Annotated in this window: 18 protein-coding genes; 10 read left to right on the plus strand and 8 right to left on the minus strand. The window is 42.4% G+C overall.

Annotation, left to right across the window (positions count from 1 at the left end):
* Positions 1 to 36: 36 nt before the first annotated feature.
* Positions 37 to 417, plus strand: coding sequence for a hypothetical protein (locus H6G92_RS08665; protein ID WP_190892847.1), 381 nt, complete (start codon positions 37 to 39; stop codon positions 415 to 417).
* A gap of 5 nt (positions 418 to 422) precedes the next feature.
* Here H6G92_RS08665 and H6G92_RS08670 read toward each other — a convergent pair whose 3' ends face one another.
* From H6G92_RS08670 to tyrS, 3 genes are read right to left on the minus strand one after another with little or no spacing between them, the layout of a single operon-like run.
* Positions 423 to 1157, minus strand: a complete 735-nt coding sequence (locus H6G92_RS08670; protein ID WP_199344742.1) for a hypothetical protein — start codon at positions 1155 to 1157, stop codon at positions 423 to 425.
* On the minus strand, positions 1154 to 1885 hold the full coding sequence (gene pyrF, locus H6G92_RS08675; RefSeq protein ID WP_190892848.1) for an orotidine-5'-phosphate decarboxylase: 732 nt from the start codon (positions 1883 to 1885) through the stop codon (positions 1154 to 1156). The genes H6G92_RS08670 and pyrF overlap by 4 nt, the downstream gene beginning before the upstream one ends.
* 21 nt (positions 1886 to 1906) lie before the next feature.
* On the minus strand, positions 1907 to 3097 hold the full coding sequence (gene tyrS, locus H6G92_RS08680) for a tyrosine--tRNA ligase (RefSeq protein ID WP_190892849.1): 1191 nt from the start codon (positions 3095 to 3097) through the stop codon (positions 1907 to 1909).
* Between the two features lie 173 nt (positions 3098 to 3270).
* Between tyrS and H6G92_RS08685 the strand changes: the two genes are divergently transcribed.
* A complete protein-coding gene (locus H6G92_RS08685; protein ID WP_190892850.1) occupies positions 3271 to 5196 on the plus strand; it encodes a transglycosylase domain-containing protein in 1926 nt (641 codons plus the stop codon).
* Positions 5197 to 5264: 68 nt separating this feature from the next.
* On the opposite strand, the gene H6G92_RS08690 is transcribed toward H6G92_RS08685, so the two are convergent.
* Both H6G92_RS08690 and H6G92_RS08695 read right to left on the minus strand, forming a co-directional pair.
* On the minus strand, positions 5265 to 5588 hold the full coding sequence (locus H6G92_RS08690; RefSeq protein ID WP_012410226.1) for a DUF1825 family protein: 324 nt from the start codon (positions 5586 to 5588) through the stop codon (positions 5265 to 5267).
* 126 nt (positions 5589 to 5714) lie between these two features.
* The gene (locus tag H6G92_RS08695; RefSeq protein ID WP_190892851.1) at positions 5715 to 6647 is read right to left on the minus strand and encodes a J domain-containing protein; all 933 of its coding nucleotides are present in this window, start codon (positions 6645 to 6647) and stop codon (positions 5715 to 5717) included.
* A gap of 189 nt (positions 6648 to 6836) precedes the next feature.
* Here H6G92_RS08695 and H6G92_RS08700 point away from each other — a divergent pair, with 189 nt between their 5' ends.
* Positions 6837 to 7211 carry an NINE protein gene (locus tag H6G92_RS08700; protein ID WP_190892852.1) on the plus strand — a complete coding sequence of 125 codons (375 nt, stop codon included), beginning with the start codon at positions 6837 to 6839 and terminating at the stop codon, positions 7209 to 7211.
* A 21-nt stretch (positions 7212 to 7232) separates the two neighbouring features.
* Entirely contained in the window at positions 7233 to 7766 is a 534-nt protein-coding gene (locus H6G92_RS08705) for a ComEA family DNA-binding protein (protein ID WP_190892854.1), read from the plus strand.
* Between the two features lie 101 nt (positions 7767 to 7867).
* On the opposite strand, the gene lepB is transcribed toward H6G92_RS08705, so the two are convergent.
* Positions 7868 to 8440 carry a signal peptidase I gene (gene lepB, locus H6G92_RS08710; protein ID WP_190892856.1) on the minus strand — a complete coding sequence of 191 codons (573 nt, stop codon included), beginning with the start codon at positions 8438 to 8440 and terminating at the stop codon, positions 7868 to 7870.
* 1678 nt (positions 8441 to 10118) lie between these two features.
* On the opposite strand from lepB, the gene H6G92_RS08715 reads away from it, so the two are divergent.
* A complete protein-coding gene (locus H6G92_RS08715; RefSeq protein ID WP_190892858.1) occupies positions 10119 to 11027 on the plus strand; it encodes a polysaccharide deacetylase family protein in 909 nt (302 codons plus the stop codon).
* A gap of 167 nt (positions 11028 to 11194) precedes the next feature.
* On the opposite strand, the gene H6G92_RS08720 is transcribed toward H6G92_RS08715, so the two are convergent.
* Positions 11195 to 11938, minus strand: a complete 744-nt coding sequence (locus H6G92_RS08720; RefSeq protein ID WP_199344743.1) for a class I SAM-dependent methyltransferase — start codon at positions 11936 to 11938, stop codon at positions 11195 to 11197.
* Positions 11939 to 12303: 365 nt separating this feature from the next.
* Positions 12304 to 17046, minus strand: a complete 4743-nt coding sequence (gltB, locus tag H6G92_RS08725) for a glutamate synthase large subunit (protein WP_190892860.1) — start codon at positions 17044 to 17046, stop codon at positions 12304 to 12306.
* A 761-nt stretch (positions 17047 to 17807) separates the two neighbouring features.
* Between gltB and H6G92_RS08730 the strand changes: the two genes are divergently transcribed.
* The 5 genes from H6G92_RS08730 to rpsG all read left to right on the plus strand — a co-directional run bounded on the left by H6G92_RS08730 (position 17808) and on the right by rpsG (position 22648).
* Positions 17808 to 19862 (plus strand): phosphodiester glycosidase family protein, encoded by a 2055-nt coding sequence (locus H6G92_RS08730; RefSeq protein ID WP_390625390.1) that lies wholly within the window; start codon positions 17808 to 17810, stop codon positions 19860 to 19862.
* Between the two features lie 271 nt (positions 19863 to 20133).
* Positions 20134 to 20553, plus strand: a complete 420-nt coding sequence (locus H6G92_RS08735) for a cupin domain-containing protein (protein ID WP_012410234.1) — start codon at positions 20134 to 20136, stop codon at positions 20551 to 20553.
* Between the two features lie 261 nt (positions 20554 to 20814).
* Positions 20815 to 21144, plus strand: coding sequence for a HesB/IscA family protein (locus H6G92_RS08740; RefSeq protein WP_190892862.1), 330 nt, complete (start codon positions 20815 to 20817; stop codon positions 21142 to 21144).
* Between the two features lie 126 nt (positions 21145 to 21270).
* Positions 21271 to 21654 carry a 30S ribosomal protein S12 gene (gene rpsL / locus H6G92_RS08745; RefSeq protein ID WP_012410236.1) on the plus strand — a complete coding sequence of 128 codons (384 nt, stop codon included), beginning with the start codon at positions 21271 to 21273 and terminating at the stop codon, positions 21652 to 21654.
* Between the two features lie 523 nt (positions 21655 to 22177).
* Positions 22178 to 22648, plus strand: a complete 471-nt coding sequence (gene rpsG / locus H6G92_RS08750) for a 30S ribosomal protein S7 (RefSeq protein ID WP_190892864.1) — start codon at positions 22178 to 22180, stop codon at positions 22646 to 22648.
* Positions 22649 to 22742 lie beyond the last annotated feature (94 nt).

Below are 22742 nucleotides of genomic sequence, written 5' to 3' on the forward strand. Positions count from 1 at the left end.
TATTTCGTTTGAAATAAGTATCTAATTCGGAAATTGATGGGGAGAAAAATCGATTGGAATTGCCTCGCTCTAACTGTGCTAGCTCAGTACAATGTCAATGCTGCTGAATTGGTATTTTTAGGTCATAGCGAAAATGTGACGTTTCGCGTTGAAACTCGGAATAATCAAAATTTTGCTACATCTGGAGAATATGATGAGCAAGCTTTATTTCTTCTCCGTATCGATTATCTGATCGCGGAACCCAGCGATCGCATCTGGCAACAACATACAACTCATGTGGCTTACTGCGTTGTATCGAGATACCGATTTGCTTTTTTAGCGCCGCAGCCAAATGAACACGATTACTTATTACCCTACGTTAGTGAAAGCTTCTGTAGCAAATATCTTAAAGGCGAGACATTTTTGTTCGATTCATAGCTGTTCTACTTTGATATTAACGGTTCAATTTTGTCTCCTAGATTTACAGCACGCAACCGTCGTACACTTCCAGCTTGACAATCGCGTAACCAAGTTTTAACTCCTTGGGCAACAGTACCGTTACTACTATCGCGTGGCGGAGATAGTGGCTGCTGTGCTGAATGGGAACCAGTTTGAGAAAACATCATCACTAGTTGCCAACCACTTTTAGTTTTAGTCAACAATAGCCAGTGGAATTGCTGCAATTCTACAACTTTCTTTCCTATGTACTGGCGCTCTAAGGTAGTAAAGAAAACTTGCTCAACTCCTGATGCAGAGCTTTTAGGCGCATCTGTACTATATTCTTCAAGATTAAGGGGCAGAGGAGTAAATTCAGGTCTTCCTGCCACTAGCATATAACTGTAAACATCACTGCTTCTGCTGAGGCGGCGGGCGCGTTGACTAGCGCGATTGGTGTAACTAGATAAATCTTGAAGTAGCTGTATAGTTAATGTTTCTAAATTTTGCTCAGAACACAAAGACCTCGCCCCAGTCTTCACATTTTCCCTTTCTGCTAGAGCAGAGGGTTGAGGGGTAAAGTTTGTCGAGAACGCTGGGTAAGCAAGGCTATTTGATACTAAAACCCAGAAGCCACAAGCTAAAAGCCAACTATAATTTTTCTTCTTGAGCGAAGAGGCAAGATTGTTCTCCCCTACACCCTGCACACTATCCCCCAGATTTTCACTGACTCTTAGCTTCATGCCACCGTGGTTAACTCCTCAGAAATCCTTTTCCAGGCTAACTCAGGCTCAATAGCAGCGGTGATGGGACGCCCAATTACTAGGTAATCTGCGCCTGCTTTAATGGCTTGTGCTGGGGTGAGCGATCGCTTTTGATCACCTTTATCTGCCCAAGTTGGTCTAACCCCTGGACAAACAAGCAAAAAGTCATTTTCACAAGTTTGTCGCAACTGTGCCACCTCTTGAGGCGAACAAACTACCCCATCCAGACCACATTCTTGAGCTAGCAGGGCCATTTCTAGAGCATATTCTGGCAATTCCAGAGGTATTTTTAAATCAAATGCCAACTGCCTAGCAGAAATGCTTGTTAGCAGGGTAATAGCAATTAACTTTGGTGGTTGTACACCTGCTTTTGCAGCCCCTTCCTGCGCCGCCTCAGTTGCGGCTTTCAGGGCATCTCTACCAGCAGTAGCATGAATTGTAAGTAAATCCACTCCGTATCTAGCTGCACTCCGGCAAGCACCAGCAACGGTATTGGGGATATCATCAAACTTTAAATCTAAGAAAATGCGCTTTTGCCGGGACTTTAGTTCTTCTAGAATTTTCGGGCCAGTGCTAGTAAACAACTCTAAACCAACTTTCCAGAAACTAACTTGCGGAAGTTGATCTATAAGAGCGATCGCACTTTGCTCATCCGGCACATCCAAAGCCACAATAACTCGTTGTTCTGCCTGTTCACCATTCCCCATTCCCCACTCCCCATATCCCATTTAAGGAACTAAACGCACAAACTTATTTTTCCCAACTTGTAAAACCTTACCTTGTAACTCAGCAGGATCAGCAAAAGTAGTATCAACATCAGTAATGCGATCGCCATCTAAGCGCACGCCACCTTCTTGAATTTTCCGCTTTCCTTCCCCTGTACTTTTGCATAAACCAGTGACATTGAGAATATACGCTAACTTAGTAGGAAACTGCGATACCTCAGCTAGGGAAAATTCTGGAACTGCACCTTCCTTTCCACCGCTTTGGGCAGCTTCTTTAGCCTCTTGCGCTGCTTGTTCACCGTGGTACTGTTTGACAATTTCCCATGCTAAAAGTGTCTGGCGATCGCGGGGATTTTCTGGCAGACTATCCAAAGGTAAATCTGTCAACAGTTCAAAATACTGCTCCAGCAGATGATCGGCAACTCCTTGTAACTTCTGATATTTTTGCCCCGGATGTTCTGATAACCCAATATAATTACCTAAAGACTTGGACATTTTTTGCACCCCATCCGTGCCAATCAAAATTGGTAGCAGCATCCCAAATTGGGGCTTTTGACCAAAATGGCGCTGCAAATCTCTGCCCACAGCAATGTTAAATTTTTGATCAGTCCCTCCCAATTCCACATCTGCCTCAACGGCAACGGAATCAAAACCTTGCATTAACGGGTACAGGAACTCATGGATAAAAATTGGATTCTCTTTTCTATAGCGATCGGCAAATCCTTCTTTCGCCAACATCTGCCCCACCGTCATCGTGGAGAGTAACTCCAAAATTTTCTCTAAGTTTAGCCCAGAGAGCCATTCGGAGTTATAACGCACCTCTAATCTTCCTGGTGTGTCAAAATCCAAAATAGGGCGTACTTGGTCAAGATAAGTCTGAGCATTTTGAGCCACATCTGCTTCTGTAAGCTGACGACGCACTTCAGATTTACCTGTTGGATCGCCAATGCGTGCTGTAAAATCGCCAATAATCAGAACTGCTATATGGCCTGCATCTTGAAACGCTCGCAGTTTCCGTACTGGTATGCTATGACCAAGATGAATATCAGTACCTGTAGGATCAATCCCCAATTTGACCCTTAAAGGTTGGTTTGTGGTTACCAAGCGCTTTTCTAGACTATCACTGTTAACATCAACTGGTTGTGGGAAGACTTCTACCACACCACGACGCAGCCAAGCAAAATCTTGCGTCATACTAGAAAATCCACTGTTAGCTATGTTTTGCACACTAGAAGTTAAGTTGGTTATAAACACTTGCAATTTATCCGCTTTCTCATCCGCCAAACTACTATAATTGCAAAAAATTAACCGCCTTGCTTCGTCCAATCAATTACAGTTAAATTTATAAGTGAGGAAGTGAAATCGCCGTGTCGTCTTCTAGGACTTTTGAAGATAAACAGCCACAACGTCGGGCTTCATCAGGTTTTGAGTTTTTGAAAGGAGTCGGTCAGGTAACTGGCGGTACTCTCCTCTCAATCACCATGTTGGCAAGTTCCATTGTAGCCGGAGGACTGGTTGGTTTAGCCATTAGTTTCCGTAATTTGCCAGATGTAAGACAGCTACGTAACTTCTTTCCCTCAGAAACAACTTACATCTATGACGTTAAAGGTAAGCTTTTAACCAGTATCCACGGGGAAGCCAACCGGGAAGTTGTGCCTTTGGATAGAATTTCCCCGAATTTAAAACGGGCAGTATTAGCCAGTGAAGATAGTCACTTCTACGATCACCACGGTATCAACCCCACTGGTGTTGGTCGTGCTGTAGTAGTTAACGCTGTAGCAGGTGGAGTCAAAGAGGGTGGCTCTACTGTTACCATGCAATTGGTAAAAAACCTATTTTTGTCTCGCAAGCGTGCCTTTACCCGCAAGTTAGCAGAGGGGGTGCTAGCAATTCGGTTAGAGCAAATTCTCACTAAAGACCAAATTTTAGAAATGTACCTCAATCAAGTTTATTGGGGTCATAACAATTATGGTGTACAAACAGCGGCCCGGAGTTACTTTAATAAATCAGCAGAATATTTAAGCTTGGGTGAGTCGGCGATGATGGCGGGTTTAATTCAAGCACCAGAAGAATTCAGCCCGTTTGCGAGTATGAAGCTGGCAAAACAAAAGCAAAAAGAAGTGCTGGGACGGATGCTGGAATTGAACTGGATTAGCCAGTCAGAGTACGATGATGCCCTCAAGCAAGAAATCAAGCTTGGTAGAATCAAATCGTTTCAAGGTAGTGCCTTACCTTATGTAACCAATACTGTCGCGCAGGAGTTGGCTAAGAAATTTGGGCGTGAGACACTACTCAAAGGCGGGATGCGGGTACAAACTACAGTTGACGCCAACTTCCAAATAATGGCGGAGGAAACTGTCGGTAAGTGGCATAAATCACTGTTAGGGCAGGGATTATCTAAAAATCAAATCGCCTTGGTGGCAATTGATCCGCGCACGCATTTTATTAAAGCATTGGTGGGCGGTGTAGATCCTAAGACCAGTGAATTCAATCGTGCAACTCAATCTCAACGGCAGCCTGGATCTTCCTTTAAACCGTTTGTCTACTATGCTGCTTTCGCTACTGGTAAGTATGCGCCGGACTCAACGGTAGTAGATTCTCCAGTCAGCTATCAAGATGGTAATGGTCGGTATTTTCCCAGAAATTATGATGGGGGTTTTAGTGGCCCTATGCCAATCCGCACAGCTTTAGCCCAATCGCGCAATATTCCCGTGATCAAGATTGGTAAGGCTGTGGGGATGAATAGAGTGATCGAAACTTGCCGTACCTTGGGCATCATGAGTCCGATGGAGCCTGTTACCTCTCTACCTCTGGGTGCAATTGGTGTCACTCCCCTAGAAATGGCTAGTGCCTATGCTACCTTTGCTAATTATGGCTGGCAATCTTCACCAACTGTAATTGCCCGTGTCACGGATAGTAGTGGTAATGTGTTACTAGATAACACCCCTAAACCCCAGCTAGTTCTAGACCCTTGGGCATCAGCAGCTATTATTGATGTGATGCGAACGGTAGTTACTAATGGTACAGGTAAAGGTGCTGCCATAGCTCGTCCAAGTGCAGGGAAAACGGGTACAACTTCCTCAGAAAAGGATATTTGGTATGTTGGTACTGTGCCACAACTAACAACTGCTGTCTGGGTGGGGAGGGATGACAACAGACAATTAGCTAGTCGTGCGACGGGTGGCGGTATGGTTGCTCCCATCTGGAAAGATTTTATGGAGAAGGCACTTAAGAATGTACCAGTAGAAAACTTCAAGCCACCTTCCCAGTTTTCTCGCCCCAAGTCTAATTAAAGTTAGGAGTGATAAGTTATGAGTTATGAGTTTATTGAGAACTCCTAACTCCCAACTCCTAACTTTTGTTAGGCCTGTTTTTCTAGCTCGGCTTTCATCCGTTCTAAAGTCAGGTGCATTTGGTCAAACATTTGTTGTGGGGTGACACCGAACTGACCTAATTGTGTTTTCAGTTGTTCTACTGTCATTTGTGCCATGAAATCTTCTGATAGCTCGAAGCGCTTCATAAAGATGCGATAACGATCCATCATGGCTTCCATTTGCTCAATAAACAGCTTTTTGCCATCGCGGTCAAATTTGCCGTAGTTGTTACCAAGCTTGATTAGCGCTTGATAATCCTCAAACAGCTGTTTTGCTTCTTGCTGAACTATCTCAGAATCGAAGAATCCCATATTGCTTATATTAAACTGAGTGTCCAGACTCAGCAGCTTAATAGTTTTACTTCTATTTATTATTTTAGTCTAGGTGAGTAATCTAGTGACGAAGCTTCGGTTTTAGTACGGTTTGTTACCGAAATTTCAACACTTGACTTGAGAACCTTTCCTTTGTGTAAACCGACTTAATAAAGCCGCAATACTCATAGCTTTAGCCATTGATTTAGGATTGGTATTTTCACCCGGTTGAATTTTCAGTTTGCGAGCGTATTTCAAAGCTAATGAATTTTGCGGGTTCAGTTTTAATGCTTGACAGATGTAAACCCTAGCCATCCCTAGAAATTTCTGTTGGAAATGTACCGAACCTAATAAGGCATAATAGTCGCTGTTATTTGGCTCTAACTTGATGGCATCGCGCAGTTCTTGCACGGCGAGGGCCCATTTAGCTAGCCTGACGTACTCAATAGCTCGCTGGTAGTGACGTTGAGCATAGTTTGTCAAAACTGGTTTGATATCAGTTTGTTCAGATAATGTCAATTTAACTGGCTTAACTTCTACCTCAGGGATGATGCGAACAGCTTTTTGCAGTAGGAACAGGTCTGGTTTATGCAACCGTAAGTAAACTAAATTCAGTATACTAATTTGTTGCGTTACCTGATAAAACTGAGCTAGTGATTTGTACTGAGCTTCTGCATAGCAGGCGATCGCTTCTTCGTAAAACAATTCTGCTTGGGGTGTAGACATTTCCATAATTTCCTGAGCTATAGCACTTTGAGAAGACAAAGCTTTTTGCTCTAAAACTCTTGCGTCTGATCGCAGCATAGCGATCGCAATCAAGCGCTTGTGTCGATGTTTGAGTTGCTCATAAGCTGGATTGATTAAACGGCAAAATATTGCCGTTGCTAATTCTTGGTCTGGATTGCAGCTTTTGCTATAGCGATCAGGATGTAGCAGCTTTGCTAAAGTGTGATAGCGTTTAAAAATCTGACGATCATCAGCAATCACAGAAATTCCTAGCACAGCGTAAGGATCACAAAGCTGTTCAAGCCATTTTGGCGGTAGGAAGGTCTGTGACATAGTAGTAATAAAGCTGTTAAAAACTTAAAATTAGCATCAAAGCTCAATGCACAGTCATGTGAAACTTACTCAAATTTCTTTAAATACTAAATTGTGTGTGGGATTTCCCATCTAAAAGTCAGAAGGGCAAGGCAGGATAGTTGACTGTCTGATTGTAGAAACTGTGGTATTGGTATATTTATTAGAAATATGTTGACTAAGCGCAAAAGTCGAAGTGTTGCTGCTGTTTTAGCTTTTTCTGGCACGCTGACAATTTCAGGATTACATAAATTCTATCTGGGACAGCCGTTGTGGGGTGTTTTGTATGTGTTGCTTTCCTGGACACCTATCCCCAAGGTAGCTAGTGCCATTGAGGGAGTTTGGTATTTAGCCCAAGACGAAGAAGCTTTTGATCGTAATTTTAATCTAGGGAAGTCAACGACAAGAAACTCACAAAGGGTGAGTAATCAGGTAGGAGCGATGGCTGACGCTTTGCGTGAATTAGATGCTCTGCGCCAGGATGGACTGATTTCAGAGTATGAGTTTGAGCAAAAGCGCCGCCAATTGCTAGACCAGATTTCTTGAGGTAAGTGACAACCGACAACCATGAATAACTGGCTACCCTTGAACCCCAGACTGCAAAAACTCCGCGCCAAACTCCTCAACGATCCTTACTATCGCCTACAATCTGGAGAAGAAATTCAGATAGCAGCAAAATTAGGTATCCGCATTGATGCTAATCAAGCCACTGTAGATGATTGGTTACGCCTACCAGGTTTGTCAATTCACCAAGCGCGATCGCTTGTAGAACTTTCGCATTCTGGTGTTAAATTTTACTGTATTGAAGATATTGCTGCGGCTTTGGCTATACCAGCGCCGCGTCTGGAGCCATTAAAGCCTCTGCTGAATTTTATTTATTATGACCACGAATCTCTAGAAAGTCCTACGCATATAGTTAACCCAAACACAGCAACAGTTGAAAAGTTAGCACAAATTCCATTTATAGATTTGTCTTTGGCGCAAGCAGTGGTGCAAAATCGGCAATCAGCCGGGCCTTACCGTAACCTGGCTGATTTCCAACGGCGGTTGGAGTTAACTGGTGATGCGATCGCCCAACTGATGTATTATTTAAGGTTTTAAGTTAGAAGTTTTAAAATAACTCCTAACTCAGCAAATTTTAGATTTTGAATTTTGGATTAAAGGAAAAGCCTAAAATCTAAAATTGAATGATTCCTAACTTTTTAAATGAACCCAATGCGGTCGAGAGGCCAAAAGCGAAACGTTGCCCGACCGATGACATTTTTTCTGGGTAAAAAGCCCCAATAACGAGAGTCATTACTATCGTTGCGGTTATCTCCCATGACAAAAAATTCGTCTTCTGGGACTTTCACTGGTTGATATGGCTGATTTGGTGGTTCAGCGATGTAGTCTTCTGCCAAGGGTTGACCGTTAAGGTAGACTTTGCCAGAAGCAACACTAATTACCTCACCAGGCTGGCCAATAACCCGCTTGATGAAGGCTTGGTCTTTAGGATATCCCCGACGTTGTAGTTCTGCGGGTGGCTGAAAAACAATAATATCCCCAGTTATGGGAGGGTGAAAATGGTAGGATATTTTTTCCACCACCAAGCGATCGCCTGTATGTAAGGTGGGTAACATCGAATCAGAAGGTATATAGCGGGGTTCGGCAATAAAAGTCCGGATCAGGAACGCCAAACACAATGCGATCGCAATTAAAATCAGATTTTCTTGCCAACTACGCCATACTTTTAACGACGCACGCTCTTCTTTTGCATCACTTTCGTGAGGAACCATAAAACTTTCTAGCCAGTTTAAGAAGTGGGACAAATACCTTGATTATTTTTACTCAAAAGGTATACTGATAAACAACATGGGTTTTGCATAAACCCATACAGATATTAAATAATACAGTTATCGCATCTACCAAAGATAAGCAAAAGTGCTGTAAATAGACTATCACCTGCCTAAGGCAATATAAGCTAATGATTAGGATTTTTAGATAGATGATTAAAAATCATAATTCTAATTGCTGCAATTATAAGGCAAGTTATTAAATAATTTTCAGTTTTGCTTCCTCCTGCTAAAAAATTAGTTCCAGATTGTTAGAGCGGTACAGCCAGTCGGTTTTTTGTTTGAGCACAAAATTGGTCGTTGAGTTGCAAAAAAAATTTCCTTAATGTCTTGAAATATATGCTTCATTTTCGCTGAACACTAAGATGTTTATTCCATTATTCCAGTAGAGTAGTTTATCTACTTTTAGCGAACGAATAAAAATATGTTTTTTCATATGTTGTACAAGCAAAAAATCTGCCCATAAAAGGCTCATATCCAGCAATTACTTGGAAACCAGCTTGGGTCTATATTATTAAGTAATATTACGTTTGTTTCAAGGCTGCTTAATGTATTTTTAAATACAGAAATATAGCTTGAGCAAGTGTAATTAGTAAAAAATCCTTCACAATACACAATAAAGGTAGAGTATAGTGTTTAGTATAGATGTATACTACATAATCGCAATTTTAACAACTAGATTATAAACAATGTAAGTGATTTACGTAATTATACGGTGACATTATATATTAGATTGTACTATTAATAATATATCAATCTCCTTTACTATCAAGAAGAAGATTAGCCAAGAAGAAGCTACTAGCAATTGAAGCTTAAGTACCAGCATCAAAAATAGAGTTGAACTGCCGATAAAATTATTTTTGCTGAATGAGTTAAAAGTATCTACATTAACGAATACATGCCCCTTGGCAATGAGAAACTATATTGAATCAATTTTCGTCTGTTTATTTCATAGAAAATACAAGTCAACATTTTGCCAGTTAAAAATTTAACTTTTTCTTAAAAAGGAAGCAATGGTAGCAGGCAGTAAGATATATCTTATCAAGAATAGAACTAATAGTTTATTAGACTCTTTTTTGAAAGATACACCATCCCTTTTAAGTAATTTTGTATGCTAACCAAATAATTTCCTAAGCTGTAAATTATACAACTTTCCTGTCAGAAAGTCTTGCTATAAAAACCTCAGCTAGCGAAAAGTTCAAATTGTCGGGCGCGACAGTTGAGCTACATCTTATTTGTAAAACTATAAAACTTGAAAGGATAATACTCCCTTAGCTGTGAAGTTAAAGACAGTAATTAAAAGGGATTTGGGGTGTAATTAATTATCTGATTGTGCTCCTTCTTAGAGCTAGCGGTAAGAATATGGAATTGCAGACCTTGCCTTTTATGAATGGTTGACATTCAACAGTACCAAGTACTATATAAGCGTTTTTCCAAATCTAGAGCATCTAGATTTCAGTTAAAGCCGTATAGTCTGTTTTTTGATTGCAAATTTCTATTAGTCCAATTCCAATTGTCAGGATTAGCAGAAAGCAGCTGGTATCTAAGATATCTAAAAAAATGTGCTATGACGTACCGTCATAACCGTGGTTGATGGTTCGATCTTTGAAGGAGCTATGAGGTGGAAAACAATAAGTCGTTTCTGTGGCCAGAAGGAATATTAATTGCACTGCTTGCCTTATGTGGTGTTTTTAGCCTTGCTTTCATGATGCTTCTAAGGCCAAATCCTTCAGAGGCTCAGAGCCAACAAAATATAAATGTGAAGGATGTAGGTGCAAACATAGGAACTCAGCAGCGCATTGAGAAATTAAAGGCGACGATGCTTACAAGTTGGCAGCAAGAAGCACAAACAAAAGGACTATCCTACGCTCTACCATCACGTTTTCAAGGGGCAATAGTTAAAGCGGTAAAACTCACTAAGGCGGAGAAAGTAATTGCTCTTACCTTTGATGATGGGCCTTGGCCTCAGACCACAGCACAAGTGCTAGATATTCTAAAATCAAATAATATTAAAGGGACATTTTTTGTCGTTGGGCAAAACCTAAAAAATTATCCAGAGTTAGGAAAGCAGATTGTCTCTCAAGGTCACGTCATTGCCAACCATACTTGGCATCACTGGTATCATTCCTTTAATCCACAAGCAGCAGCTTTTGAAATTGACCGCACAACAGACCTGATTTATCAAATTACAGGTGCTAAAACAAATCTCTTCCGACCGCCAGGTGGCAACCTGCACAATGGATTAGCTGCTTACGCTAAAGGTAAAAAATATGCCGTGGTCATGTGGTCAGCGGACTCTATAGACTATAAGTTGCCAGCTGTACCAAAGTTGATCGATAACGTGATTAAAGATTCAAAGCCTGGCGGTATTGTGCTAATGCATGATGGTGGTGGTAATCGTTCCAAAACCGTACAAGCTTTACCAGAAATTATTAACAACTTCAGAAAGCAAGGCTATCGCTTTGTGACTATTCCAGAACTTTTAGAAATGGAAGATGCAGACCAAAAGCTGCTTGCTAACAAAAAGTAATTATTAATTATGGGCAATTAGTCAATAGTAATTGACTAAAAACTAAAATTATATTTTTTACTTATAATGGCTTATTTATGACTGAAGTTTAGACAGTTCTAGGTGCGAAACTAAAGAACAAATTAACTGAAAACTTGACGAATAATCTTGGTTATTGGAATGACGGTTTAACCCAGCAATGGAGATGCAATAACTGTCCAAGCTGCCATATATGTTCCAGCGTACTTGTTGGAATAGTCAGTAGTGCTATCGGGAACAAACCAGTCAGGAGTTTTCTTCTGCTGTCTAACTTTTTTGTCTAAGCCAATTTGTAGAGAAATATTCTCGTAAACAATTTTTGCATTTACAGCTTTCAGCAATTCTTCTACCAAATTTTGTAGCCATTCTGCCCGAACATAAAGATTATGGGATGGATGATCACCATAAGCAAAAGGTACAATAAGCACCAGATATCCTTTGTCGCTTATTAGTTTGTCCAAACAGAATTGAACAAGCTGTTGATCGTCCTTTTTTTCTAGTGTTTCCTTGTCGACATTATGAAATAGTAAGCCGGCTAGCACGACAGCATCAAATTTTTGATTTTCTGAAGCCAATTCTGGCAGTATTACCGATAAATCTTTGGCAGTAAACTTCTTGTTGGGGTATAGCTTTGAACAGTACTGAATCGCAGCTTCACTGTGATCTATCCCAAGGTAATCACATCGCTCAGGTAGATATTTGTTCAAGGCCCCATTGCCACATCCTAAATCTAATAAAGAGAATGAACGTTGCTTAAAAGCCTCATCAAGATACCAAACCGATGGTGTGTATCGGGTAGCATTTTCAGAAGATTCAAAGTATGAATAATAATCATCTTGGAAACGTTCTTCTTCAGAAGTTTTGCGATCGGGAGCTTGATCTTCTATAAGCATTTTTATAGACAAATCCTACTTTTGGGACACATTTATATGGCAGTCTACCAGGATTTAGGTAATGCCTTCTATACTCAATTAGGTAGATTTCAGGACAGTGCTGATCTCAACTTTATTACTTGCACTTTCACAGGATTTGATTGCTCAGACATTTTTGTTGCTTTAGTCTAAAGTCCAGTTATGAATCAATTAATGAATATTCCCCCTAAAAAAGGGGGAATATTTTTTTCTCTCTACACTTTTTTTAAGGGGTAAATTCAGGTGACTGCTTTGGGCATCCAAAGCAGTTTTCGCAGAGTACCTGTTTGTGCAACTTCTCCACCGGGAGAATGGCTTAAGGCCAAGTATGATAACAGTTACAGTGACTAATGACTAGCCACTAAACTTAACTCAGTTGTTTCTTTTTCAGGATCAGCTTCTGCACTATCAGCTTCAGAAGGCGGAACTAACTGCCAGAATTTAGGCAAAAATTCTTGCCAATCTTGGAGAATTTTCTTCGCCTTTAGTGAACCAGTTCGTTCCCCGTGAGTTTTGATTAACTCTTGCAGTTGTTTTGCACCTGCTTCTGTAATCACCCTCTGGATTTTGACAATTTCCGGGTTGACTAATTCACGAAATGAATCATCTTCATCCAAGAAGTACGCTAGTCCACCAGTCATCCCAGCGGCTACGTTACGTCCTACTTTGCCGAGGACGACAATCACACCACCAGTCATATATTCGCAGCAGTGATCCCCAGCGCCTTCAATCACTGCTATCCCTTTGGAGTTTCTTACAGCAAAACGCTCTCCTGCTAGTCCGTTGGCAAATAACATGCCACCAGTAGCACCATAGAGGCAAGTATTGCCAACTATCACGTTTTGTGATGCGTTATAGGTAGCATCGGTTGGAGGTTTGATGATTATTTCACCACCATGCATCCCTTTACCTACGTAGTCGTTTGCCTCTCCTTCCAGGTTCAGAATTATACCAGGGAGGTTGAAAGCACCAAAGCTTTGCCCAACACTGCCTGTGAAGTTGAGATTAATTTGTCCTTTAAAGCTGCTATCACCATATTGAGAAGCGATCGCTCCCGCTAATCTTGTGCCTACTGTTCTATCAGTATTGACAATAGGGTAAGCCTTGGTGACAGTAGACTGGTTGCGAATGGCAGCTTGAATGTCGGGATCGACAATCAATTTGTCATCCAAAACCACGCCGTTACTGTGGACTTCTTCATGCAGCAACCAGCTACGATTGTCTCTGGTATCTGGTAGCTTAAGCAAACAATCCAGGTTCAGGGATCGCGTTTTGGTGAGTTTTGCCTCTGGGCGCAGTTTCAACAAATCTGCACGTCCAATGATTTCTGACAAAGAACGGTAGCCAAGTCGTGCTAACAAACTACGCACTTCTTCGGCGATGAAGTAAAAGAAGTTAACAACCTGTTCCGGCATTCCCGTAAACCGCTTGCGGAGTTCTTCTTTCTGAGTAGCAACACCCACAGGGCAAGTATTCATGTGGCAAACTCGCGCCATGATACAGCCTTCAGCAATCATGGCGATGGAGCCGAAACCGAATTCTTCACCGCCCATCAATGCACCTATTACCACATCCCAGCCACTCTTGAGTCCGCCGTCTACGCGCAAAATCACGCGATCGCGCAGGCTATTTTCCATCAAGACACGATGCACTTCACTTAAACCCAATTCCCACGGTGAACCTGCGTGTTTAATCGAACTTAGTGGCGATGCACCTGTACCACCATCATGTCCAGAAACCTGGATAATATCAGCGTTTGCTTTGGCTACACCAGCTGCGATCGTGCCAATGCCAACTTCTGCAACTAGTTTCACCGATACCTTGGCTTTGGGATTAATTTGGTGCAGATCAAAAATCAGTTGCGCTAGATCTTCAATGGAATAAATATCGTGGTGCGGTGGTGGCGAAATCAGTGTTACACCTGGCTTCGAGCGCCTTAACATCGCAATGTATTGGCTCACCTTTGGCCCTGGTAGCTGTCCACCTTCTCCAGGCTTGGCACCTTGGGCAATTTTAATTTCAATTTGTTTGGCGTTGACTAGGTACTCTGGCGTGACACCAAAGCGTCCCGATGCAACTTGCTTAATGGCACTATAGGCTTTATCACCATTCCGCAATCCTTTTAAATGAGGTAGGGTTGGCGAGTGACCAGACTCGTCTACATCATCTAGAACTGTATAGCGTACTGGGTCTTCGCCGCCTTCTCCAGAGTTAGATTTACCGCCAATGCGGTTCATGGCGATCGCTAAAGTTTCATGGGCTTCTCTTGACAAAGCGCCTAAAGACATGCCGCCGGTGCAGAAGCGCTTGACAATTTCAGTTACCGACTCCACTTCTTCTATAGGAATTGGGGTGCGATCGCCTTGGAAGTCTAGCAAGTCCCGCAAGGCTGTTACTGGCCTACCTTGGAGATGCTTTTTGTAAACTTCGTAGTGGTCGTAGTTTTTGCCATCTAAAGCCTTATGCAGCGCCTTAACCATTTCTGGGCTATTCATGTGGTATTCGCCGCCAGGACGGTACTGCACAAAGCCCAGGTTTTGTAACTTATTGGCAGTTACTTCTGGGAAAGCTTTGCAGTGGAAGGAAAGCACTTCATCAGCGAGTTCGCTAATACTCAAACCACCGATACGGGAAGTCGTACCACGGAATCCTAATTCGATTAAATCTCCACCGATGCCAATAGCTTCAAAGATTTGGGCTGCTTGATAGCTGGAGAGCAGAGAAATTCCCATCTTGGAGAGAATTTTTAACAAACCTGACTCTACTGCTTTGCGATAGTTTCCTAAAGCTTGTTCTAGGGTGAGGGTTGGAATTTTTTGCACACCCATTAACTTTTGGGTTTTGGGATCAGACCACCAATCACGCACCGTATCTAAAGCCATATACGGGCAAACTGCACCAGCACCGTAGCCAATGAGACAAGCAAAGTGATGAGTACTCCAGCATTGGGCAGTATTGACAATCAGGGATGTTTTCATTCGCAGCCCTTCCCGAATCAGGTGATGATGTACAGCACCCACTGCTAACAGGGGAGGAATGTATGTATCTTCTGGGCTGATACCGTCATTTCCCTTATCGCTTAAGATTAAAATCTTTGCACCTGCGCGGACTGATTCAGCTGCTTGTGCTTGTAAAGATTGGACTGCGGTCTTTAATCCTTCAGGGCCGGTAGCGATCGCAAATAGGGTTGACAACTCAGCGGTGGCAAATCCTGACAGCTTAATTGCCTCTAATTCAGCATCCGTCAACACTGGCGATTCGAGCTTTAATCTCCGAGCATATTCTGGCTTGGGTTCTAATAAGTTACCTCGTTCACCCAGTTCGACTTTCAGAGACATCACTAGCTTTTCCCGCAGGGGATCAATTGCCGGGTTTGTCACCTGAGCAAAGCGCTGTTTGAAATAGTCATAAAGCAGGTGGGGTTTTGTTGACAGCACTGCTAAAGGAATATCATCCCCCATGCAGAAAGTCGGCTCTGAACCTGCGATCGCCATTGGATGAATCACCATTTCCACATCTTCTGTGGTGTAGCCAAAGGCAGTTTGACGCTGAAGTAAGGTTTGCTTGTCAATAGTCAATTGTCCAGGGTCATTTGTCATTTGTCCTTTGCCATTACCATTTGCTAATGACGGATGACCGATTCCTTCAGGGTTCGCCAATCGCTCATGGGGGAGATCCCCAAGACCGCGTTGGCTCACCAATGACTTTAATTCTTGACGGTACTGTTGCAGCCATTCTCCATAAGGGTGCTGCTTGGCAATCCGCTGTTTAATCTCCCAATTCTTCAGCACTTCATGATTTTCTAAATCCACGGCAATCATTTGCCCTGGGCCGAGTCTACCTTTCTCGACAATATTCGCTTCTGGAAAGTCCACTACACCAGCTTCGGAAGCTACTACAATGTAATCATCTTTAGTGATCACGTAGCGAGCTGGTCTTAAGCCATTACGATCTAGTGTTGCACCAACTTTTTTGCCATCGCTGAATACTAAAAGTGCTGGCCCGTCCCATGCTTCTTGTAGACCGCTGTAATATTCGTAGAAATCAACAATTTCTGGAGAGTCACGTAAAGAAGGCTGATTTTGGTAAGCCTCTGGAACCATAATCATTAAAGCTTCCAAGGGGCTGCGTCCAGAGGACACCAGCAATTCCACTACATTGTCTAGGGTAGCCGAGTCGCTGTTATCAATATGAACTAATGGCTTGAGTTCCTGGATGCGATCGCCCCATACAGGATGATTCAGGCTAGCTTCTCGTGCCATCATCCAGTTGATGTTACCCAATAAGGTATTGATTTCGCCGTTGTGCCCCAAAAGCCGCATTGGTTGAGCTAGGGGCCACTTTGGCATCGTGTTGGTACTAAAGCGGCGGTGATAGACAGCAAAGGCACTTTTATAAGCTGGATTTTTTAAATCCTCATAAAAGCTGCCCAATACAGCAGAACGCACCATGCCTTTGTAGACAATCGTGCGGCTTGACAATGAGCAGATATAAAATTCTTCTGAGATGTTGGTTGCTGCTTTACTAATTCGGCGGCGGGTAATGTACAACTGCCGTTCTAATTCATCGCCGCTTTTGTCAACAGAAGCTAACAAAACTTGTTCGATCTGGGGTTGATTTTCTCTTGCTTGTACACCCAGCAAATCAGGTTGCACTGGCACTACTCGCCAACCCAGTACAATCAATTTTTCTTCGGTCGCTACTTGCTCAACTGTCGCTCTAGCTTTTTGTGCTGCTTGTTGGTCTTGTGGTAGAAAGATCATCCCAACAGCTATATTATTGATGGATGGAAGTTCCTTCCCCCTTTGGGCAAAGTCTTGTTGAAATAACTCCCAAGGGATAGCTGTCAATACTCCAGCACCATCACCAGAGTCTTGATCAGCGCTACAACCTCCCCGGTGTTCTAAGCATGTTAAAGCAGCCAAGGCTTTTTCTACAATTTCGTGGCTGGTATGATTCTGGCGATGAGCAATAAAACCGACACCACAGGCATCTCGTTCCTCTACTAACCACTTTTGCCCCTGATAGGTATCTCTTGAGTTTATATCCGCTGTGATTTGTTGGTCTTGATTCATCGGTTTATTATTCATACCCTGTTCCTGAAGTATTGAGTTACCAATTTTGCCACTACGTTATGGAAAAAATTTCTAAATTCCGCGATGGAAAAATATACAAGCACCGAAATTTAGGGAAAAAAAATTTTAACTTCGGTTTTACTTTGTTAGTTGACCCGTGTTAAAATGTTTACGTATTTTTATGTATTTATGCGGTGTTAGACAAGTTACCTCCGCCAAGACATCATTTTTGCCCTGACAGTTTCTTTTTTATATTGTGAAGCTAAGTATTTTCTCAATTCCCTTTTTCCAGATGCACGCTAGCTACTCATAGAGCCTATTTCGGCTCACCTGAAACAAAACTAAAACTGAACGCTGTACTATCTTTTAAAGCCAAAGCCATCCTGATCCAGCAATAAAATCAGCGTATTACAATATATACCCATTTGACAATTCCCAAATATCTTTGCTGCCTAGAGTTTTGCTGCTTATAGTAGCCGCATGTATTACTATTAACTAGACCTTACTGAAGTAACGTTCAGTGAGGATTGAATATCTTAATCCAGTTTTGATAACCAAAACTACCGTGTATAGTGTGGTTAGAATTAGTGCTAGTTAAAACACTTGATTGCAGTGGCTTTAGCGTCTAAATCAATTGGCTGATGCCTAAAAGAGATGACTAGCCAATATATAGAATACCATGTTTTTTAAAAAATAAACTCATGTTATTTTTATATTTCCAAATAATTAGTTAATTTATACCTTGGGTGATAGTTTTCAAAAGTACTAAGTAAATTATGGTAAAAATGCCGAATTGTTGCCAATCAGGGATTAGCGATGGCTCCGCCAACGCCAAGGGCGATCGCAGATTTTTCCGGGCTACTGTGTCACCAATACTTTTAACATTACTGTGCTTAACTACTACCTGTGCTACCAACGCCCAGGAGTCTCCAAAAAATTCCCAATCAATACTAAGGCTGATCTCCCAGTCACCTGCACCTCCTTTAACAGGTGTAGTATCCTCTGGTAATCAAATTTCCCTCAATGGTCGTACTTTACCAGGAACTTGGTTGCAACGACCTGGAAAATCTGGTCAAGTGACAACTCATCTCAGTGATGGGGTATTTAGGCAATTAATTGGAGTAAATTTCTTAAACAGTAGTAATTCAGCGAAGCAACCAATACAGTGGTTTTCATCGGTAACAAAGCCACTGGTTCTAACCACCAGGCTACTAGGAGCATATCGCTATCTGGATATTAGTAATTTTGCTCAAACATCTGGATGGCAGATCCAAACCAATGGCAATAGCTTGGTAATTACTACCCCAAAAGCACAAATTACAAATATTATTCAGAGCCAGGAACGTCCAGAGGCAAGTGCCCCTTTGCAACAAACTCGGATTCTTGTCGATTTAGACCGTCCAACTCCCTGGCAAGTTACACAAGGATCAATTATTAAAAAAATTCAAACTCCACCTTCTGATCCAGACACACCAACTCCCAAATCCACTGCACCACCAAATCGAGAGTGGACAATTACCCTGGATGGAATAGCCGATCCCGTTTTGATAGAACGCTATACACCGCAGCCACCAGCAGCAGCACCAACATTGCTGCCAAACCTGCTCAAACAATTATTACCAAATACACCAACACAACCAATACCGCCAGCCCCTGAACCACTGATTCAACAAGTAAAGGTGGTCAAAAACCAAACCATTATTAGTCTGAGCGTTCCCTTCGGTCTATCACCTCAAGTTAGTAGTGTCGCTAACCCCAATCGCCTGATTATCGATATTCGACCCGATACCCTAGAAGAACGAGATATTACTTGGGCCCCAGGATTGCGCTGGCGACAGAATTATGTAAACTTAGGCACAGAACGCTTCCCGGTTGTCTGGTTAGAAGTTAATCCCCGTAAATTTGGGCTAACGTTGAAACCCATGTGGGCTAGTCCTGATGGGCTTGCGGGTACTGCTCCCTTAATTCAAACAGCACAACGTTACTTAGCAGTAGCTGGAATTAACGGTGGTTATTTTAACCGCAATAACAGATTGCCCTTGGGTGCAATTCGTAGGGATGGTCAGTGGTTATCAGGCCCCATTCTCAACCGGGGCGCGATCGCTTGGAATGATTCTGGCCAATTTTACTTCGGTCGTCTCACCTTAGAAGAAACTTTAATCACGGCAAATAATCAGCGCCTACCAATTCTGTTTCTTAACAGCGGTTACGTCCAGAGTGGCATTGCTCGTTACACTCCAGCCTGGGGAGCAACTTACACGCCCTTGACGGATAATGAAATTATCCTATTGGTACAGAAAAACCAAGTTACTCAACAGTTACCAGGGGGAAAAGTTGGTGAGGCGGCGGTTCCTATTCCCCAGGATGGCTACCTACTAACCTTACGCGCCAACGCTGTTACTGCTGCCTCACAGTTACCTATTGGCACCGCAGTAAGCATTTCCAGCAGCACTGCTCCCACTGATTTTAGTCGTTATCCCCACATTATCGGAGCTGGGCCGCTATTAATCCAAAACCGTCAAATTGTTCTTGATGCCAAAGGTGAAAAATTCAGCAATGCCTTTATTGCCGAAAAGGCTATTCGTAGCGGTATTTGCACAACGGCAACAGGCACATTGATGATTACTGCTGTCCATAATCGTGCCGGCGGATATGGCCCTAATTTGGCAGAACATGCCCAACTAATGCAACAGATGGGCTGTGTGGATGCCTTAAATTTGGACGGTGGTAGTTCTACCAGCCTTTACTTAGGAGGACAACTACTTGACCGTTCACCTAGTACTGCTGCTCGTGTTCATAATGGAATTGGGATTTTCCTGAAACCACGATAATGAGAGAGTAGGAAGTAAAAAAGTCTCTTAATCATCAATGCTCAATGCCCCATGTTTTTTAAAGTTTAGAAGAAGCTATCATTTTGCTTGATGAAGACTTGGTGTAGATACAAGAATTTTAGTAGTGATGATTTACACCATAAGGTTTGATTTTGCTATGTTTATCAAGGTGCAATAAAATTGCTGATTTCCAACGTTGCAAGATAGCGCCAGATTTTTTATCAATAGTTAAGAGTACCAACGGTTTGTTATGTCTTCAAATGAGGTAACTATGGCTCGATATCAAGAAACTACACAGACTGACACTCTACACCTACCTTCAACTATCACTTCCAGAGGCGTTGCTGCAACTGAGTTACGCCCTTGGGGTGCTTTTACAGTTTTGGAAGAAGGGCGCGGATACAAAATCAAGCGCATTGAAGTTAAGCCCGGACACCGCCTCAGTCTACAGATGCACCACCACCGCAGTGAACATTGGATTGTCGTCTCTGGTACAGCTAGGGTAACTTGTGGGGAGAAAGAAGTACTACTGAGCAATAATGAGTCAACCTATGTACCTCAATGTACATCTCATCGTTTAGAGAATCCTGGCGTAATCCCTTTGGTGTTAATTGAAGTGCAAAATGGCGAATACTTGGGTGAAGATGATATTATTCGCTACCAAGATGACTATGCCCGTACCAAGGATTAAAACCAAAAAAACGCCATTAAAGCTCTAATCGCAAAACCAAATACATTTTTGTGCAAACCGACTTTGGTAACCCTTGCACCCCAGAAGTCCCTACCTAGTTAAGGTGGGGACTGAAGCATGTTAGTGTTATAAATGTAGTAATAGCGATCGCGCTCATGGCTTGGGTGATTTGGAATTTTCGAGGAGCGAGAGTTAAACCATCTGTCTGTAAAATGAAGATGGGGTATTTAATAATAATTGCAATTGCAAAAAACGAGTTCCATGATTAATCTGAGTCAAGCAGCCGCGAGTGAAATTGGGCGAATTAAGTCCAAGCAGCAGCCAAATGTCTTGTTTAGATTGGCAGTCAAACCAGGCGGTTGTTCTGGATTCTTTTATGATATGTCCTTCGATGAAGCAATAAAAGTTGACGACCAAGTTTTCGACTTGGATGAGATTCAAGTAGTTATAGATGCCACAAGCTTAAATTACCTCAATGGTTTGGGGGTCGATTATTCAGAAGATTTAATGGGTGGTGGTTTTCGCTTCCACAATCCCCAGGCAATAGCAAGCTGTGGCTGTGGTAATTCCTTCTCCATAGCTAATCAATAGTCCTTAAATTAGCGATCGTTTGCTAATAACAAAAGAAAAATTACAATTGACATAAAACACTAAAAAACGATATAATCAGGATTTGTTAAAACTTAGACATATAAGCAGCTTTACGCGCTGTAACTCATGCCAACAATACAGCAGCTAATACGTAACGAGCGCGAACAAGCGCGTCAGAAAACCAAGTCCCCGGCTCTGAAACAATGCCCCCAACGTCGGGGAGTTTGTACCAGAGTATACACGACCACACCAAAAAAGCCTAACTCAGCTCTACGCAAAGTAGCAAGAGTCAGACTTACCTCTGGATTTGAAGTCACAGCTTACATTCCAGGTATTGGTCACAACTTACAAGAACACTCAGTTGTGATGATTCGTGGTGGTCGGGTTAAGGATCTACCAGGCGTGAGATACCACATTATCCGTGGCACCCTAGATACAGCCGGAGTCAAAGACCGCAAACAAGGCCGTTCCAAGTATGGAACCAAGCGTCCTAAAGAAGCGAAAAAATAGGATTAGGCGATTAATCGCATCCAACACGATTAATCGTCTACCTGAAAGCGCCCAAGGACCAAAAACTATCAGGGTCTGTGTTCTAACAGCAGTTATGAAAGCTGCTCAAGTCTGTTTAAAAAAATCAAGCTACACCTACACTAAGCGAGCAAGTGTAGAAGTTCTGAGGAGAATGCTGTAACCCACAGCATAATTCTAATCTGGACATTAAAGTTTAGAATCTTGTCGCCTTGAGTATTTAATTGCAGGTAGCAAGTCAATGAATTTTAGATTTTAGATTTGCAATTTTGGATTGGTCGAACCCACAAGGGGATGAGGCTTACAGACTTTTGATTTTTTCCAATCCTTGTGGTCGGAACATCTACCAAAAACTCTAATCCAAAATTGGCAGTCAATTAAGTCAGCCTTGCTGCAACAGTCGAAAACAAAATTGAGAAAGTCTGAGGGTTGGGTTCCACAGCTTTTAGTTTCCGGTGTCTGATAGCATATAATTTCGTTGCCAATTCCGAATTAAAGGTGAAGTATGTCTCGTCGTGGTGTTATTCAAAGGCGCCCAGTTCCGTCTGACTCCGTATATAACAGTCGCCTTGTGAGCATGATTATCAGACGGATCATGCGTCATGGCAAGAAATCACTTGCCGCACGGATTGTTTATGATGCATTAAAAACTATTGAAGAACGCACTGGTAGCGGTGCTTTGGAAACCTTTGAAAGAGCAGTGCGAAATGCCACGCCTTTAGTAGAAGTAAAAGCTCGGCGAGTAGGCGGAGCAACCTACCAAGTACCAATGGAAGTGCGTTCAGAACGGGGCACGACCCTAGCACTGCGTTGGTTAGTGCAATATTCCCGGTCTAGACCAGGCCGGACAATGGCAAGCAAATTGGCAAATGAGTTAATGGATGCTGCTAACGAAACTGGTAATGCCATTCGTAAACGCGAAGAAACGCACCGAATGGCGGAAGCTAACAAAGCATTTGCACACTATCGTTACTAAAACGATGTAGAAAAGCGATATATCGCCTTGCCGAAGCGGTATATCGTGGATTTACAAAAAAGACGGTTTTCCGTAAAAGTATAGAATCTTAACA

Origin of the sequence: Nostoc foliaceum FACHB-393 (assembly GCF_014698505.1) — a bacterium.
Lineage (GTDB): Bacteria > Cyanobacteriota > Cyanobacteriia > Cyanobacteriales > Nostocaceae > Nostoc > Nostoc foliaceum_A.